A 16,054-nucleotide genomic window follows, 5' to 3' on the forward strand; every position below is an offset into this window, starting at 1 on the left:
ATAAGGGGTGTATGGGTCATGGCATGTCTGAGCAAAAAACGCCTTCGCAGAATACGGTCAGGGCCATATGCACATTGGGTCTGGTAAAGGGGTTGCCGCCCGAAGTGGCAGCGCATGTTGCGTCTTTGGCGCGGGTTGATGTTCTGCCCGGTGGGGCTGGTGTGTTCACGCAGGGAGCGGTGGCGCAACGGGCCTATGCGGTGCTTGTGGGGGCGGTGCGTATCCGCCAGATCGGGAGCGATGGCGCGCAGGCACTCATGCGCATGATTGCACCGGGGGAGATGTTTGGCACCGTCGCACTGTTTACCGAAGGGTATTACCCGGCGGACGCTGAAACAGTGATGCCCTCGCATATTGCAAGCTGGTCAAAAGCGGACTTTATGGCGTTGACTATGAACTCCCCGCAAATTGCGATCAACATTATCGGCATGGTCGGGCAGCGGCTTGCCAATGTTCAAAACCGCCTGCGTGAAATGGCAACCCAGAGCGCAGAGCAGCGCATTGCCCATGCCCTGCTTATGCTGGTTGAGCAGAGTGGCGCCATGCAGGCCGGGGCTTGTGAGATTTGTATTCCCCTGCGCCGCAGGGATGTGGCGGAGCTGGCGGGCACAACGCTCTATACCGCCAGCCGCCAGCTGGCCGCGTGGGAGAAAGTGGGGCTTTTGGCCCGCTCCCGCCAGATGCTGGTTGTGCGTGATGCCAATAAGCTGCGCAGAATTGCTCAGGGCGGGCTTCTTTAAAAACATTTTGAATGGACTGCACTCTTTGCAGAGTGTCTTGCTGCTGCATGGCTTGGCACCTTGCGCGGCCTGTGTGGCAAAAAACAAACAGCATCCTGCCAGGATGTAGCCCGCGCACAGAAACATTTTGACATCGGAATGATATGCCGTCATCCTTGGGTCAGATCTGGTAAATGTCAACGCTGGCATTCGATCCATAAGGTCATGATGATATCTACATTGGGGGCCAATGATGGCCTTCTTGCCCATGGTGGGCGTGCCTGACTTTTAGTCCGGCACTAGGTATTAGTGTTATGGATAGAGGTTTCCTCAAAGCTGGTCATCCCCGCACTCTGCTTGCTGCTTTTCTTTATTTTGATGTGTCTTTCATGGTCTGGGTGCTGCTTGGGCCGCTTGGCATAGCCATATCACATGACCTGCACCTGAACTCCGGCCAGAAGGGGCTTCTGGTGGCCATGCCTGTGCTTGCAGGTGCTTTGCTGCGGGTTGTTGCTGGCGCACTGGTTGACCATTATGGCCCGCGCCGTGTTGCCATAGGCATGCAGTCCTTTGTTATTGCAGGGCTTGCCGCAACGTGGGCGCTGGCACCACACAGCTATGCCGGTCTGTTTCCCGTAGCTTTTGTTCTGGGTGTGGCTGGGGCTTCCTTTGCTGTTGCTCTGCCTTTGGCATCTGGCTGGTATCCTCCGCAGTATCAGGGCACGGCACTGGGTATTGCCGGGGCTGGTAATTCCGGCACGGCGCTTGCCTCCCTGTTCGCGCCCGGGCTTGCGGCCCTTTATGGCTGGACCAACGTGTTCGGGCTGGCCACGCTGCCGCTTGTTCTTGTGCTGTGTGCCTTTATCTACCTTGCCAAAGAACCACCCCGCCGCCCGAGTGCCGGCCTTGTGGCGTGGCTCCCGGTTTTGAAAAAAGCCGATTGCTGGGCTCTGATGTTCTTTTACGGCGTAACATTTGGCGGCTTTGTTGGGCTGGCCTCCTTCCTGACCATTTATTTTAATGACCAGTATGGCCTTTCCCCCGCAGTGGCAGGGAGTTGCACCGCGCTGGTAGTGTTTGCTGGTTCCTTTATCCGCCCGCTGGGTGGCGCACTGGCAGACCGTATTGGGGGTGAGCGTGCGCTGTGCATACTCTATGGGGCCGCAACCGTTATTTTTGGCCTGATCGGTTTTGGGCTGCCTACGATCTGGTTGGCGTTCCCTGCTTTTTTTGCGGGCATGCTGGTGTTGGGTCTGGGGAATGGTGCCGTTTTCCAGCTTGTTCCCACACGTTTTGCACAGCAGGTGGGCATATTGACCGGGCTGGTCGGCATGAGCGGTGGGGTTGGCGGGTTTTATCTGGCCTCCTCTCTGGGAGCCGCACGGCAGGCAACGGGGTCTTATAGTCTGGGGTTTCTGGCTTTTGCCGGTATCGCTCTGGTGGCTCTTGTCTGTGTCTCCATCTGCCGCAGAAGCTGGAACAAACCAGCCGATGCACATGGGTCTGACACGACCGGCCTTTCCGCAATTTCCTGATCTTCCTTTCAGCCACGGATTATGACACGTGACCTTGAACAAGAATCGCGTGCGCCCCAGGTGCGCCCTTTTTCAGACCTGGCCAATCTCGGTTCATGCGGCTGTGCTGCTGGGCACTGTGGGGATACACCCCGCCTTGGCGCAGGCTGCCAGTGCTCCCGCGCAGGATACAGCCCCAACTGCACGCCAGACCATTGTGGCGGTGGAGAAAAACAACACGCCCAAACCCGCAAAAGCGGCGGGGCACATCCCCCATACACAGGATTGGGGGGTGTTCAACGCAGGCAAGCAGGCTGCCAGCGGCTTTGGAACAATGGCAGGCTTTGGGCAGGTCCGCTGGGCCGAGGACTGGAGCGATCTCGAAAATGTTCCGGTATCAAAAAGAAACAAGGACTGGTTCAATCGCCTTAAATACATACGCCTGAACACCACAGGCAGCATCTGGCTCTCCCTGAGCGGGGAGGAGCGGCTACGCTATGTGTTTGAAAACCAGCCCATGATGGGCACAGCAGGCAAAACCAACGCCAACCGCGTGCTGTTGCGCAACATGTATGGTGCAGACCTGCATCTTGGTGAACATGTGCGCGCATACGCCGAGTTTTTGTGGGGGGTGGCCGGTGGCTCCAATTACTACGGGTATCAGGCAGGCACACAGCGCGAGCGGCTGGACCTTCAGCAGGGGATTCTGGAGGTAAAGGGGCATTTGCTGGGGGCGAGCATGGGGGTTATTGGCGGGCGGCAGGTATTTTTGGATGCGCCGGTTTCCATGCAGTCGGCCCGTGACCTGCCTAACGTGCAGCAGACATGGGATGGCGTGCGGGGCTACGCGGTGTGGAAGTCCTTTCGTGTTGATCTGTTTGACTTCATGCAGACCAATAAAAAGCCGATTGATGTGTTTGCAGATGGCACAAGTTACAATGCCCGTATGTATGGCGCCTACACATCCACGGCACTGCCATCATTTTCTTTTATGAAGCAGAAGAGCCAGCTTTTTGCCGATGTGTTTTTTCTTGGCTACCTGTTTAACGGTGCCAATGCGGCCCTGCCTCTTGCTCAGGCAGGCAAGACGGAAGCAGGCTCCACCCGCCGGGATAATATAGGCGGGCGTTTATGGGGGAATGCCGGCCCGTTTGATGTTAATCTGACCGGGGTTTTTCAGGGTGGGCAGTTTCGTCCCGCGCAAAAGGATGCGCAAACCCGTCCGGTCCGGGCATTTGCGGTTAACGGCAGTATTAGCTGGAATGCAAAAAACCTTCTGGGTAAACCTTCTTTCGGGATTCAGGCCGATGTGTTTTCCGGCGGGAATTACAACAGCAAGAATGGTGCAGTTGGCACTTTTGCAACACCGTATGTCGCATTGCCATATTATAACGATGTTACACTCGCCCTGACATCCCAGAACCTTGTGGGGGTTGGCCCGCTAATTACAGCCGCCCCCAGACCCAACCTGCGCCTGAGGCTGCACGTGCCTGCCTTTTGGCGTGAGAGCACACAGGACGCCGTTTACGGAACAGGCAAGACCTATGCCTGGCGCAATAACCTGCATGGTGGCTTTGTTGGTGTTTCTCCCCAGGTGCAGGTTGCCTGGAGTTTTGCCCCGCATTTTACATGGACGCACGATATTGCAGGTTTTGCCTCATCCCACGGTATGCGGGAGGCCGGGGCCAAAAGCGGCATGTTTTATATGCAGACCATGGAGTTCAAGTTCTAGGTCCGTATGCCATGAGCCGGGGCAGCTTTTGGCGTGATATGTGGTTCCCTATTTATTTTATTTCGTGTAAGGAACTAATTGGAAGCATCCCATAACAGTTACCGTCAACGGCGGTGGTAACGGGTTAACGGCGAGTTGTTCAGGGGTCAACGGCGGCTCCTTGGCCTGAACAAGGCGTGTTTGCACACAGTGCAAACGCAGGAACCGTTCCATAATGGTGCAGCGTTTTTCCCATTCTGTTTTCTGTAACATGCGTTCTTCCCTGTGTGCATGCCTCCTGCGGGGGCGGTTGCACGCTTCCGGGCAGCCTTGCGCGCATATGGGCATTTGCGTTGTCACCCCCTGTTCCCAAATTGCGAGGAGTTACTGACCATGGCCACTACCGGCACTATCGTTATCATCGGCAATGGCATGGTGGGGCACTACTGTGCAGAACAGCTGGTCATGCACGGCCTGCACGAAAATTGCGCCATCCACGTATTTGGCGAGGAACTGCACGATGCATATGACCGTGTGCACCTGACCGAATACATGACCGGGCAGGATGCGCTGGCCCTGCGCCTGCATGCGGAAGATTTTCATGCAGCACACGGCATTACCCTGCATCGTGGGGTGCGCGTGAGCAGCATAGACCGGCAGGCACAGACCGTACACAGTGCAGAAGGCGCTTTGCAGTACACAACCCTGATTCTGGCAACCGGCTCCACCCCCTTTGTGCCTCCGGTGCCCGGAAATACCGGTACGGCAGGGCTTGTTTACCGGAATCTGGAAGATCTGGACCTTATCCGCGCAGCAGCACAGGGTGCTCAGCACGGCACGGTTATCGGGGGAGGTCTGCTTGGGCTGGAGGCCGCCAATGCCCTGAGAATACTGGGCCTGCACACAAGCGTTATCCAGCTTGGCGGGCACCTTATGTCTGCCCAGTTGGATAAGGAAGGCGGGGATGCGCTCAAATGCCGGATCGAGGCATTGGGGATAGATGTGCGCACCTCCCACGCCACAAAGCAGATTGTGCCGGGGCAGACCTGCCGGCACCGCCTGATTTTTGCAGACGATACGTTCCTTGAAACCGATATGGTGGTGTTTTCCGCCGGTATTCGTGCGCAGGACCAGCTTGGGCGTGAGTGCGGGCTGGAGGTGGAGGCACGCGGCGGTATTGTGATTGACCAGAGCTGCCGTACGTCAGACCCAGCTATTTTTGCCGTTGGGGAATGTGCCTCCTGGCAGGGGCAGGTTTTTGGTCTGGTTGCGCCCGGCTATGCCATGGCCCGCACGGTTGCGTCCATTCTGGCAGGCGAGGAAGCCGCTTTTACCGGGGCAGACATGTCCACCAAGCTCAAGTTGCAGGGTGTGGATGTAGGCTCCATTGGCGATGCCTACGGGGCAACACCGGGGAGCCGGAGCTACCGCTTTATAGGCGAGGCAGATGGCACCTACAGGCGGCTTGTGCTGTCTGGGGATGGTGCCCGTGTTCTGGGTGCCGTGCTGGTGGGGGATAATTCGTATTACGACACCATTCTCCAGTACGTGCAGAACGCGATCAAACCCCCGGCCGACCCGGCAGCACTTATTCTCCCGCGTGGGGAAGGGGCGGAACTGCTGGGGGCCGATGCTCTGCCCGATACGGCCATGGTCTGCTCATGCCATAACGTGACCAAAGGGGCGATCTGCGCAACAATAGATGCCGGATGCACTGATCTGGGGGAACTCAAGCAGACCACAAAAGCCAGCACAGGGTGCGGCGGGTGCGCCGCCCTTTTGAAAAGTGTTTTTGAAACGGAGCTGGAAAGCCGTGGCATTACGGTTGATCGCAGCCTGTGCGAGCATTTTTCCCATACCCGGCAGGAGCTGTATTCTCTGGTCAGGGTGCATGGTATCCAGACATTTGAAGAGCTGATGCAGCAGCATGGCCATGGCGGTCTGGGGTGCGACATCTGCAAACCTGCGGTTGGGTCCATTCTGGCTTCGGCCTGGAACAAGCCCATAACCGACCCGCTGTATATTCCCCTGCAGGACACGAACGACACGTTCATGGCCAATATGCAAAAGAACGGCACCTACTCGGTGGTGCCACGCATAGCCGGGGGAGAAATTACACCGGACAAGCTGATCGTGCTGGGTCAGGTTGCAAAAAAATATGATCTCTACACCAAAATTACCGGTGGGCAGAGGATCGACCTGTTTGGCGCGCAACTGCACCAGTTGCCAGAAATCTGGACCGAACTGCTCGATGCAGGGTTTGAAACGGGGCAGGCTTACGGCAAGTCCACCCGCACCGTAAAATCATGCGTGGGGAGCACATGGTGCCGTTACGGTGTGCAGGATAGTGTGGGCAAGGCCCTTGATCTGGAAAACCGCTACAAGGGGTTGCGCTCGCCCCACAAACTCAAGTTTGCGGTTTCTGGCTGCACGCGTGAATGTGCGGAAGCACAGAGCAAGGATGTGGGGGTTATCGCCACAGAAAACGGCTGGAACCTTTATGTCTGCGGTAATGGCGGCATGCGGCCGCGCCATGCGGAACTGTTTGCAACCGACATCGATTCAGAAACTCTGATAAAATATATAGACCGTTTTCTCATGTTCTATATCCGCACGGCCGATAAACTCCAGCGGACTTCTGTCTGGCGTGAAAATCTGGAAGGCGGGCTTGATTACCTCAAGGACGTGATCATCAACGACAGCCTTGGCATTGCCGAAGAGCTGGAACGCCAGATGCAACTGGTGGTGGACCGCTACCATTGCGAATGGCGGGACGCACTGAGTGACAAGGACAAACTCAAGCGCTTCCGCACATTTGTAAACGATGCCCGCCCAGACCCCAACATTCGCACCGTGGCCGAGCGTGATCAGGTCAGGCCCGCTGCCAATCTGCCCGAGGCAGGGAGCCTTGCAGGCCCGCAGGCATGGACGGAACTGTGTGCGCAAACGGACCTTGTGGAAAAATCCGGTGTGGTCGCATGGTGCGAGGGTAATCAGGTTGCCCTGTTCTATGTTCCGGCCACGCAGGCCGAGCCCGCCTGTGTGTATGCGCTGGATAACCATGACCCGTTTTCGCATGCCAATATTATTGGCCGTGGGCTGATAGGGGAGATCAAGGGGCAGCGGGTTGTGGCCTCGCCACTGTACAAGCAGCACTTCCGTCTGGAAGATGGCCAGTGTCTGGAGGATGCATCTGTCCGGCTGCGCACATGGGATGCACGGCTGGTGGACGGCAAGGTGCAGATCAGGGTGCGCGCCGGGCAGGGCACGCCTGAACTGACACCAGCCTGACGTGGCCATGCCTGATACTTCATTCCGTTCTGTCTGCCCGTATTGTGGCGTAGGGTGCGGGATTATTCTGGATGTAAAGGATGGAAAAATTGCAAAGGTGCGGGGTGATGCCGCGCACCCTGCCAATGCCGGCCGTTTATGCACAAAAGGCAGTTCGTGCGATAAGCCCTTATATGCGCAGGAGCGTTTAAAAACCGCCTTGTTGCGCCCGCAACGTGGGGTGGATGCCGTGGCGGTTCCGCTTGAACAGGCTATTGGCAAAACGGCAGCAAGGTTGAGGGGTATTCTGGATACACATGGTCCGGACGCAATTGCGTTTTATGTGTCCGGTCAGATGTCTGTGGAGGCACAGTACCTCATTAACAAACTGGCAAAAGGGTATGTTGGAAGCCAGTATATAGAATCCAATTCCCGCCTGTGCATGGCAGCGGCAGGTACAGGCTACAAGCTCTCGCTCGGGGCAGACGCACCACCGGGCAGTTATGAGGATATAGACACCACCAACCTGTTTTTTGTCATCGGGTCCAATATGGCCGATTGCCACCCAATCCTGTTCCTGCGTCTGATGGAGCGGAAAAGGGCCGGGGCCAAGCTGATTGTGGTGGACCCACGCAAAACGGCCACGGCGGAAAAGGCGGACCTGTACCTGCCCATCCGCCCGGGAACAGACCTGGCCTTGCTGAATGGCCTCTTGCATATTCTTGTTGAAAATGGAGACATAGACAAACAGTTTATCGCGCAGGCAACCCGTGGGTGGGATGCCATGCCTGCATTTCTGGCAGAGTATGCACCCAGCACTGTTGCCGAAATAACCGGCCTGCCTGTTGCGGATATTATGACCGCCGCCCGCTGGATTGCTCAGGCCGGGGACTGGATGAGCCTGTGGACCATGGGGCTGAACCAGAGCGTTGCGGGAACATGGAATACCAATGCGCTATGCAACCTGCACCTTGCCACAGGCACGCTATGCAGGCCCGGTTGCGGCCCGTTTTCCCTGACCGGCCAGCCCAACGCCATGGGGGGGCGCGAAATGGGTTACATGGGGCCGGGGCTACCGGGGCAGCGCAGCGCGCTGGTGGCGGAAGACCGCGCATTTGTGGAGGCGCAGTGGAAGCTCCCCCCCGGCACCCTGCGGGATGTGGGGGGCAATGGCGCCATTGCCATGTTTGAGGCCATGGAAGAAGGCCGCATAAAAGCCTGCTGGATTATCTGCACCAACCCTGTGGCCACTGTTGCCAATCGCGGCCATGTCATCCGGGCATTGGAAAAAGCAGATTACGTGGTTGTGCAGGACGCCTTTGCAGATAGTGAAACCACAGGATTTGCCGATAGTCTGCTCCCAGCCGCCCTTTGGGCAGAAGCGGATGGCGTGCAGGTTAATTCCGACCGGACCATGACCTTGGCGCAAAAGGCGGTTGCTCCACCGGGGGAAGCACTGGCCGACTGGGAGCTTATAGCCCGTGTTGCGTGCGCCATGGGGTTTGAGCAGGGTTTTTCCTTTACTTCCGCCGCTGAAGTGTTTGCTGAACTCAGCCGGTTTACAAACCCCAAAACCGGCTATGACTGCGCCGGAGTGAGCTATGAGCGCCTGCGTCAGGGCCCGGTGCAGTGGCCTGCCCCTGTGGGGGACACGCAGGCCCGCCACCCGGTGCGCTATGTACCGGCCGGGCAGGTGCTACCGGTTTTTCCCACCCCCGATGGGCGTGCGATTTTTTACGCGCGCCCGTGGATGCGCCCGCAGGAATGGCCAGATGAGCAGTTCCCCTTTGTGCTCAACAGTGGCCGACTGCAACACCAGTGGCATACCCTGACCAAAACAGGCCGTGTTGCCAGCCTGAACCGCCTGAACCCCGGCCCATTTGTGGAGGTTTCGGTGCAGGATGCACAGTTGCTTGGGTTGCAGGCGGATGATCGTGTCAGGGTGACGTCCCGCCGTGGGCACATTGTTCTGCCTGTTCAAATCAGCCAGCGCGTGGGGGCGGGGCAGTGCTTTGCCCCATTCCACTGGAATGACCGCTTTGGCCCGGACATGGCCGTCAATGCGGTTACGTCGGATGATGTGGACCCGCTCTCTCTCCAGCCCGGATTCAAGCTCTGTGCCGTTAAGCTGGAGCGGGTTGTGCCAGATGCCTTGCCGCCCTCAGCCCCCCGTCAGGAAGAAGGAAGTGCCCCTATGCCGCTTGATACCCTGATGCGCCATTTCTCCCTTGATGATCCAGCCCTCCAGCCAGATTTGCCCGAACAGGCCAGAATATGGCTGAAAGGTTTTCTAGAAGGGTTGCGTATGGTGCCCCCACAACCCGGTCTGGTGCCGGATGTACCCGCATCCGCCCCCCTGCCTGTGGAGGCGCGGAGTTATGTAAACGGCCTGCTGGCGGGCCTGTTCAGCCGTGTGGGGGAGGCATGTGCCCAGCCTCTTCCCCCGAATGTTCTTGCCGTGCGGCAGAGCATCCGGGTTTGGTGGGCATCGCAGACTGGTCGGGCGGAAGCGCTGGCCGCTACCGTGGCTGTCTGGCTGCGGGAGGCTGGATATACGGTGGAACTCGCCTGTCTGGATCACTGCAAGGATGCGGACCTTGGGCAGGGGAAGGCGATTTTTGTTGTCTCCACTTTTGGGGATGGAGATCCCCCCGATTGTGCAACCCCATTCTGGGACACCCTGCGTGCGCGCAAGGAGGCACTGACAGGCCTCTCCTGCGCGGTTCTGGCGTTGGGGGATTCCTCCTATGCCAGTTTCTGCGGGTTTGGCTGTGCGCTGGATGGCCGCCTGCGGGAGCTGGGTGCCTGTATGATCATGGACCGCATGGATTGCGAACCGGATTTTGAGGATACGGTAGAAGTCTGGCGTGGCCAGCTTCTGGCTGTGCTGGACAGCACAACACCCCCAGTGGCCCCACCCGCCGGAGGGGAGGCCGCACCCGCCACCACGCTGCCCGAGCCCAGAGTTGGCACAAGGGATGCGCCGGTTATTGCCCGCCTTGCACTGAACGAACGCTTGTGTCAGGGCGCTGCCAGCAAGGATACACGCCGTATTGGCCTGGACCTGGGCAAGAGCAGCCTGGACTGGAAGCCCGGAGATGCGCTGGGGATATGGCCCTGCAACGCTGTGGAGGTTGTCAAAACCACTCTGGCGGCACTGGGCCTGCCAGCGGATACTCCCGTGACCCTAAAGGGCGCAGGCACCGTTGGGCTGCACGATGCCCTGTTGCGCCATTTTGATCTGGCACGCCCCAACCCGGCAATGCTGCACGCACTTGGCCGGACCGAAGGCGGCTACCTGCCCGAACTGTTGCAGGCGGCCCGCCTTGATGTTGCGGCACAGGATGTGCCCGCTCTGTTCCGCAGGATGCAGCCCCGGCTTTATTCCACAGCCTCTTCCCCGCTCGTGTCGGGGCGGGTGGTGGAACTGACTGTGGGCGTGAATAACGACCCATGGCCCGGTGTGTGCACAAATTGGCTTGCCGGGTTGCCCGCGGGGGCCGATGTGCCGGTTTTTGTTCAACCCACAACGCATTTCCATCTTCCCGCAGATGGCGGGACGGATGTGATCATGATCGGCCCCGGCACGGGTATTGCGCCATTCCGCGGTTTTTTGCAGGAGCGTGAAGCCCTTGGCGCAACAGGGCGCAACTGGCTGTTTTTTGGCGAACGGCACGCTCAGGAAGGATTTTACTATCAGGAGGAGCTGGCCCGCTTTGCGCATACCGGGTGCCTGACACGGCTTGATACCGCATTTTCGCGCGATCAACCCAAGCGGATCTATGTGCAGGACAGGATGGAGGAAGCCGGGGCAGAGCTATGGAACTGGTTGCAGGCCGGGGCTTTCCTTTATATCTGTGGAGATGCGGCGCGTATGGCGCGTGATGTGGATGCCGCATTGCGCCGTATTGTGGCACGGCATGGGGCCATGCCAGCAAGCCAGGCGGATGATTATGTTGCCGGGCTGACCAGAGGGGGCCGCTACCTGCGAGATATTTATTAATGGATAAATATCCTGCGCCATCCCCCATGCGCACCCCCATCAAGGTGCTGGTTGCCGATGAAAACCCCGGACGGGCAAAAGCCTTGTCCGATACGCTGCGGGCGGACCCGTCGCTTGATGTACAGTCCGTTCCTGTTGGCATGAGCCTGATAGAAGCCGTACACCAGTACTACCCCGATGTTGTGCTTGTGGACATGGCCCGCGCAGACCGTGATGCGCTGGATAGCGTGCGCGCACTGTCTGTTCCAGCACTAGAACGGCCCATTGCCCTGTTTGTGGATGAGGACGATGTGGACCTTATGGAAACCGCGTTTGATACAGGGGTATGCTCCTACAATGTTCTGGATGCCCCCCCGGATGATGTTAAGCCGCTGCTCCGTGCAGCCATTGCGCTCTATGCGCGTTTTCAGCGCACACGGGCGGAACTCAGTGCCGCACAGCAGGAAATTGAAGAGCGCAGGATTATTGATCAGGCCAAAAAGCTGTTCATGAAAAATGAAAAAACAAATGAAACACAGGCATATCGCTGGTTCCGAGGGCGGGCAATGCAAACATCCCAGCGTATTGTCACCGTGGCCACCCAGTACCTCGCCGCGCAGCAGAAAAGCGACACACCATGACCAGACCTCTCCGTATCGGGTTGTTGCGCCTGTCTGATAGTGCGCCCGTTATGCTTGCCCATAATGCGGGCCTGTTTGCACAATACGGGCTTAGGACGGAACTGGTGGTTTCTCCCTCATGGGCCAATATCGCAGATGGTCTGGTCTGGAAAACACTGGATGCAGCCATTATGTTTGCGCCACTGGCCATGATGACCTCTTTGGGCAGGCGTGGGCATATGCCAGCACTCAAGCCCCTTGCGACGTTAAGCTATGGGGGCAACACCGTTATACTGCGTGGCACCAACCCGCTGATGGGCCAGTGGCCCACGGGGGATAAAGGGCGTGAGGCCTTTGAGACATGGCGTGCTACAATCGGCCGCCGTCCAAGGCTTTCTGTTGTGCATATGTATTCAACCCATTTTCTTATCCTCAAGCGGTTCCTGTTATCCATAGGGGTGAACATGGAGCAGGATATTGAAATTCAGGTCATGCCCCCGCCTGATATTATCAGCGCCCTGATGAATGGCTCCATAGATGGCGGGTGTGTAGGCCCGCCATGGGGGACAGAAGCCTGCCTGCAAAACCTTGCTTTTCTGGCGGGTGGTTCTCAAACCGTTATGCCGCGCCATATTGAAAAGCAGTTTGTTGTACCACAAGGCACGTCTCAAAATCAGGATGTCTGCAAAGCAATTATCAACGCGCTGAACGATGCCAGGATTTTTTTGCGCAATGCGGAAAACAGGCAGACTGTTGCGCATGACCTAGCCGCACCGCTGGAAGAAAAAGGATTAAACCTGCCCGAAGCCGCAACCCTTAAAACCTTGAGTGGCGAAGGCTTTACAGAAAAAACACATTATATCCATGGCCATACAGAAGCAGGGAACGTGGCGTGGATGCTGGATGACATGCAGGGGCTGGGCTGGATCACTCAAACGGAACACAGTTTTCTGGAAGAAAAATGGAACGTGCCATTGTTGTTTTAAGCAATGATGGCACGCTTCTGTGCGCATTCTCTGGTTGGTATGGTGGGGCGCAATCAGTGGAGATATTCCACAGGAAGTGGAACAAAACCTGCCATGCAATTTATTGAGTACAGACAGAATTTTGAAATAGAAGACAATGTATTACAACAAGGCGTGACGCTCATAATGTGGGGAGCGGATGGACCATGTCTGACAGACGAGACAAGAAATCCGGTGTGTTCGATTTTTCACTCAACCCGATAAAGGACTAGTCATGTTTGACCTGTTTTTAGAAAAAAATGGTCATTTCTATGATGAAGACGGGTACTGGGGGAAAATAATTATCAATGATTTCAATGAGAGGTTTTTTTTCGAATACAACTTTTTTCGATAAGGCTTCTTACCAGAAGCAATGGCGGCATGCCGCAGAGTTACTTTTAAAGAAGAAAAAATCTTATTTCCTTGTTTCTGTTGGTAATCCGATTACATCTAATTTCTTTATGTCTTGGCCGTGTTATTTGCAAGGCGATATTGTTTATTTGCAAAACAAGATGATTCTTGCTGATCAACATCCATTGGATAAAATAATTTCTAATGAGGCTGATTTGGGAGATTTAAGGTTTACCAATGAAGATGATCAAAAAATATCAACTTGGGAAACCGACATACAGTCATTTGTTAATTTTAAAGATAAAATCAATAAAATCCAAGAATGATAATTCAATATAAACTTCGAAAAACTATTTATTAAATAATCAGGTATCAGAGTTCAGTCGCAATATTTGATGAAGCCAACTGGAAGGCCAATTACGGGCGCACTTTGCTTGGGGTAGCCGGAGGGCTGGCATTGTGGCTCCGGGGCATAGGAATATAGCCGTTTCTGGCTTGGGGGCAGCGATAGCGTGGGAAGTCAGCGGTCTCGGCGCAGGCTGTTGCCTGTGGGTTGCCCTGCAATGTAGTAGCCCGAACACGCAGACAATTCCGGTCAGTGTAATGATGAATAAGTCTTACGGATGCAGTTTCCGCATCGGGGGCAGCTCCTGGCAGAAGCCAGACAGATGCTACTCTCAACCAAGCGGGAAGAGTGTCTACAATTGAACGAACACTTGGGCTTCTTGCTGTTGAAGTTGCTTCCATCGCTCTGGAAGTGAGTGAGGAGATGGCAGCCAACAGGGGCCAGTGTTGTTCCAACTGTCGCAGTGCCCTTGTAGGCGAGTGTAAAAATGCGAACACGCACAAAGAGCGATAAGCACAAATTACATCAAATTGTCACGGGAGATGCAGTTTACTGCGTTATAATGGTGCCCAAGACCGGGATCGAACCAGTGACACTGCGATTTTCAGTCGCATGCTCTACCAACTGAGCTACTTGGGCACCGCAGCCTTGCGGCGTGAGAGAGGATTTATCTCAGCTCGCTGTAGAGATCAAGTCATGTTTCATCATTTATTTCAGGTTTTTCACCATCCGGTTCCTGAACAGGTTCGCCGGGGATGCGGTAGTTGCCGCCAAACCAGCGGCCAAGGTCCACATCCGCACAACGGCGGGAGCAGAAGGGGCGGTAGTCAGGGGTGCTGGGTTGCCCGCAGATCGGGCATTTGGTGGCTTTGCTCATCAGGATTCCTGAACAGTCCATGTCAAATCGGGCAGGGCGTGGTTTGTGTGCAGGCTCAGTTTGTGGCCAAGCTGGCGTGCGCAGTCGGCCACGGCTTCGGGGTCCTGCTCCAGTGCGCGGATAATGCCTGCTCCACCCGTTATCTGCGTTGTCTGGGGGGCATGCATCAGAATATGCCGGAGCACCCTCAGCGCGCGGCCGTGCGGGCTGTTCAGCAGCTCGGGCAGGGAAGGGTAAATCCGGGCACGCACAATTTCTATCAGCCCGAGGGCAGTAATGCCCAGGCAGCGCGGGTTAAGCGGGTCTGGCTTGAGCGCGGCATTAACCGGCTCCAGCAAGGCCTGGCGCTTGCGGGTGGCAAGGCCCGCCGGGTCTATCAGAATGGCACCAGACAGGTTGCGTAGCCGGATCTGGCGCATAAGTGCGGGCAGGGCATCGCGGTTGGCAGCAAATTGCGCGGTCTGTTTGGTACGGCCCGTTTGTGCGGGGGGCGCGTCCATATCAATCGCGATCAGGGCAGGGGTGGGGGTTATGGTTGCTTCCATACCACCGGGTAGGGCAACAAGCGGTTCCTCCAGCGCATCACAGGCTGCGGCTATGGAGTCGGGGTAGGGGGCAAAGCCCGGTTCACGCCGGTCACGGAGTGCGGGTGGGATAAGGGCTGCGGCTGCCGGGCTGTCCACCACTACAGTGGCGGTAGACCACAAAGCTGCCAGCCGGGCCAGTGGTGTGGGGCCGGGGGTTACAAGCCCCTTTTGCTCTGAGGCTATGTCAGCGGCCAGCAGGCGCAGGCGCAGGCCCTTGCCACCCTGCGCTGCACGGCTGACCTCCACCGTGACGGCCTGCCCCTCCGTTAGTTTAGGGGCGTTGTTCTGCAAGGGTAAAAAACCGCTCTGGTTACCACCAAGTGCAACAAAAGCGCCCCCCATGGCTGGGGTCAGGGCTTCTATGCGGGCGTGGTACACGCTGCCCACCATGTCCGGGGCAGCGTGGCGCCAAAGCGCAAAATCCAGCAACGTGTCGTTTTTGGTAACGGCAATGCGCATTTCGCCGGGGAAGGTGGCAATGCGCAGGAACAGGCTCACGCTAGCCAGCCACCGGGTTGCCCGCGCAGGAGTTGGCCTGTTTCAAACAAGGGGAGGCCAATAACGCCCGAGGCACTCCCGGACAGAGCCCGGATAAAACCAGCCGCATGGCCTTGCAGGGCATATCCGCCCGCTTTGCCAGACCAGTCCCCCGCATCCAGCAGGGCATCAATCTGGTAGGGTGTCAGGCGTGAGAATGTTACGGCGGTTTCCACCAGCCGTGTGCCATGCCGCCCAAGGGGCCAGCTGGCTGTGGGGGCAACCACAACGCAGGTCAGCACGGTGTGCCGCCTGCCAGAGAGACGCTCCAGGCAGAAGCGTGCACTCTCCCGGTCTTCGGCCTTGGGCAGAATACGCCGGCCAAGGGCCACCACCGTATCGGCTGCCAGTACCAGAGCAGGGTCTTCCAGCGTTGCGGCAACGCATCTGGCTTTTTCGGTTGCCACGCGCTGGGCATAGGCCCTTGGCGTTTCACCCTTTGCGGGTGTTTCGTCAATATTGGCAGGCAGAACGCGGTCGGGCACAAGCCCGATCTGTTCCAGCAAAGCAATACGGCGGGGGGGGGGGGGCGCCAA

12 protein-coding genes and 1 tRNA gene are annotated in these 16,054 nt (G+C 57.2%); 8 read left to right on the plus strand and 5 right to left on the minus strand.

The features are described from left to right. Window positions 1–23 precede the first annotated feature (23 nt). The 3 genes from HK20_RS08610 (at window position 24) to HK20_RS08620 (ending at window position 3,965) form a co-directional block, all read left to right on the plus strand. Window positions 24–740: a Crp/Fnr family transcriptional regulator gene (locus tag HK20_RS08610; protein WP_233129143.1), complete on the plus strand. Its 717-nt coding sequence runs from the start codon at window positions 24–26 to the stop codon at window positions 738–740. A 293-nt stretch (window positions 741–1,033) separates the two neighbouring features. Next, window positions 1,034–2,254, plus strand: coding sequence for a NarK/NasA family nitrate transporter (locus tag HK20_RS08615; protein ID WP_086646652.1), 1,221 nt, complete (start codon window positions 1,034–1,036; stop codon window positions 2,252–2,254). Between the two features lie 103 nt (window positions 2,255–2,357). Continuing rightward, window positions 2,358–3,965: an alginate export family protein gene (locus HK20_RS08620; protein ID WP_086646653.1), complete on the plus strand. Its 1,608-nt coding sequence runs from the start codon at window positions 2,358–2,360 to the stop codon at window positions 3,963–3,965. 57 nt (window positions 3,966–4,022) lie between these two features. Here the strand turns inward: HK20_RS08620 and HK20_RS08625 are convergent, their stop codons facing one another. Further along, window positions 4,023–4,217: a hypothetical protein gene (locus HK20_RS08625; protein ID WP_003631118.1), complete on the minus strand. Its 195-nt coding sequence runs from the start codon at window positions 4,215–4,217 to the stop codon at window positions 4,023–4,025. A gap of 120 nt (window positions 4,218–4,337) precedes the next feature. On the opposite strand from HK20_RS08625, the gene nirB reads away from it, so the two are divergent. From nirB to HK20_RS12815, 5 genes are all read left to right on the plus strand, one after another. Next, the gene (nirB, locus tag HK20_RS08630) at window positions 4,338–7,235 is read left to right on the plus strand and encodes a nitrite reductase large subunit NirB (RefSeq protein ID WP_086646654.1); all 2,898 of its coding nucleotides are present in this window, start codon (window positions 4,338–4,340) and stop codon (window positions 7,233–7,235) included. Between the two features lie 7 nt (window positions 7,236–7,242). Then, entirely contained in the window at window positions 7,243–11,217 is a 3,975-nt protein-coding gene (locus HK20_RS08635) for a bifunctional nitrate reductase/sulfite reductase flavoprotein subunit alpha (RefSeq protein ID WP_086646686.1), read from the plus strand. Continuing rightward, complete coding sequence (locus HK20_RS08640) at window positions 11,217–11,837, plus strand: ANTAR domain-containing response regulator (RefSeq protein ID WP_086646655.1); 621 nt, start codon at window positions 11,217–11,219, stop codon at window positions 11,835–11,837. Before HK20_RS08635 ends, HK20_RS08640 begins: the two co-directional genes overlap by 1 nt. After that, entirely contained in the window at window positions 11,834–12,802 is a 969-nt protein-coding gene (locus HK20_RS08645) for an ABC transporter substrate-binding protein (RefSeq protein WP_086646656.1), read from the plus strand. Before HK20_RS08640 ends, HK20_RS08645 begins: the two co-directional genes overlap by 4 nt. A 326-nt stretch (window positions 12,803–13,128) precedes the next feature. Continuing rightward, on the plus strand, window positions 13,129–13,497 hold the full coding sequence (locus HK20_RS12815) for a hypothetical protein (protein WP_143296475.1): 369 nt from the start codon (window positions 13,129–13,131) through the stop codon (window positions 13,495–13,497). A gap of 583 nt (window positions 13,498–14,080) precedes the next feature. On the opposite strand, the gene HK20_RS08655 is transcribed toward HK20_RS12815, so the two are convergent. From HK20_RS08655 to HK20_RS08670, 4 genes are all read right to left on the minus strand, one after another. Further along, window positions 14,081–14,156 (minus strand) — tRNA-Phe (locus HK20_RS08655). A 55-nt stretch (window positions 14,157–14,211) separates the two neighbouring features. After that, window positions 14,212–14,397, minus strand: a complete 186-nt coding sequence (locus tag HK20_RS08660; protein WP_369823049.1) for a DNA gyrase inhibitor YacG — start codon at window positions 14,395–14,397, stop codon at window positions 14,212–14,214. Further along, complete coding sequence (locus HK20_RS08665) at window positions 14,394–15,479, minus strand: ribonuclease E/G (protein ID WP_086646659.1); 1,086 nt, start codon at window positions 15,477–15,479, stop codon at window positions 14,394–14,396. Before HK20_RS08665 ends, HK20_RS08660 begins: the two co-directional genes overlap by 4 nt. After that, the coding region (locus HK20_RS08670; protein WP_369823048.1) for a nucleoside triphosphate pyrophosphatase at window positions 15,476–16,054 on the minus strand (579 nt) is incomplete at its 5' end. The genes HK20_RS08665 and HK20_RS08670, both read right to left, overlap by 4 nt.

It is taken from the genome of Acetobacter sp. DsW_54 (assembly GCF_002153575.1).
GTDB classification, from domain to species: Bacteria; Pseudomonadota; Alphaproteobacteria; order Acetobacterales; family Acetobacteraceae; genus Acetobacter; species Acetobacter fabarum.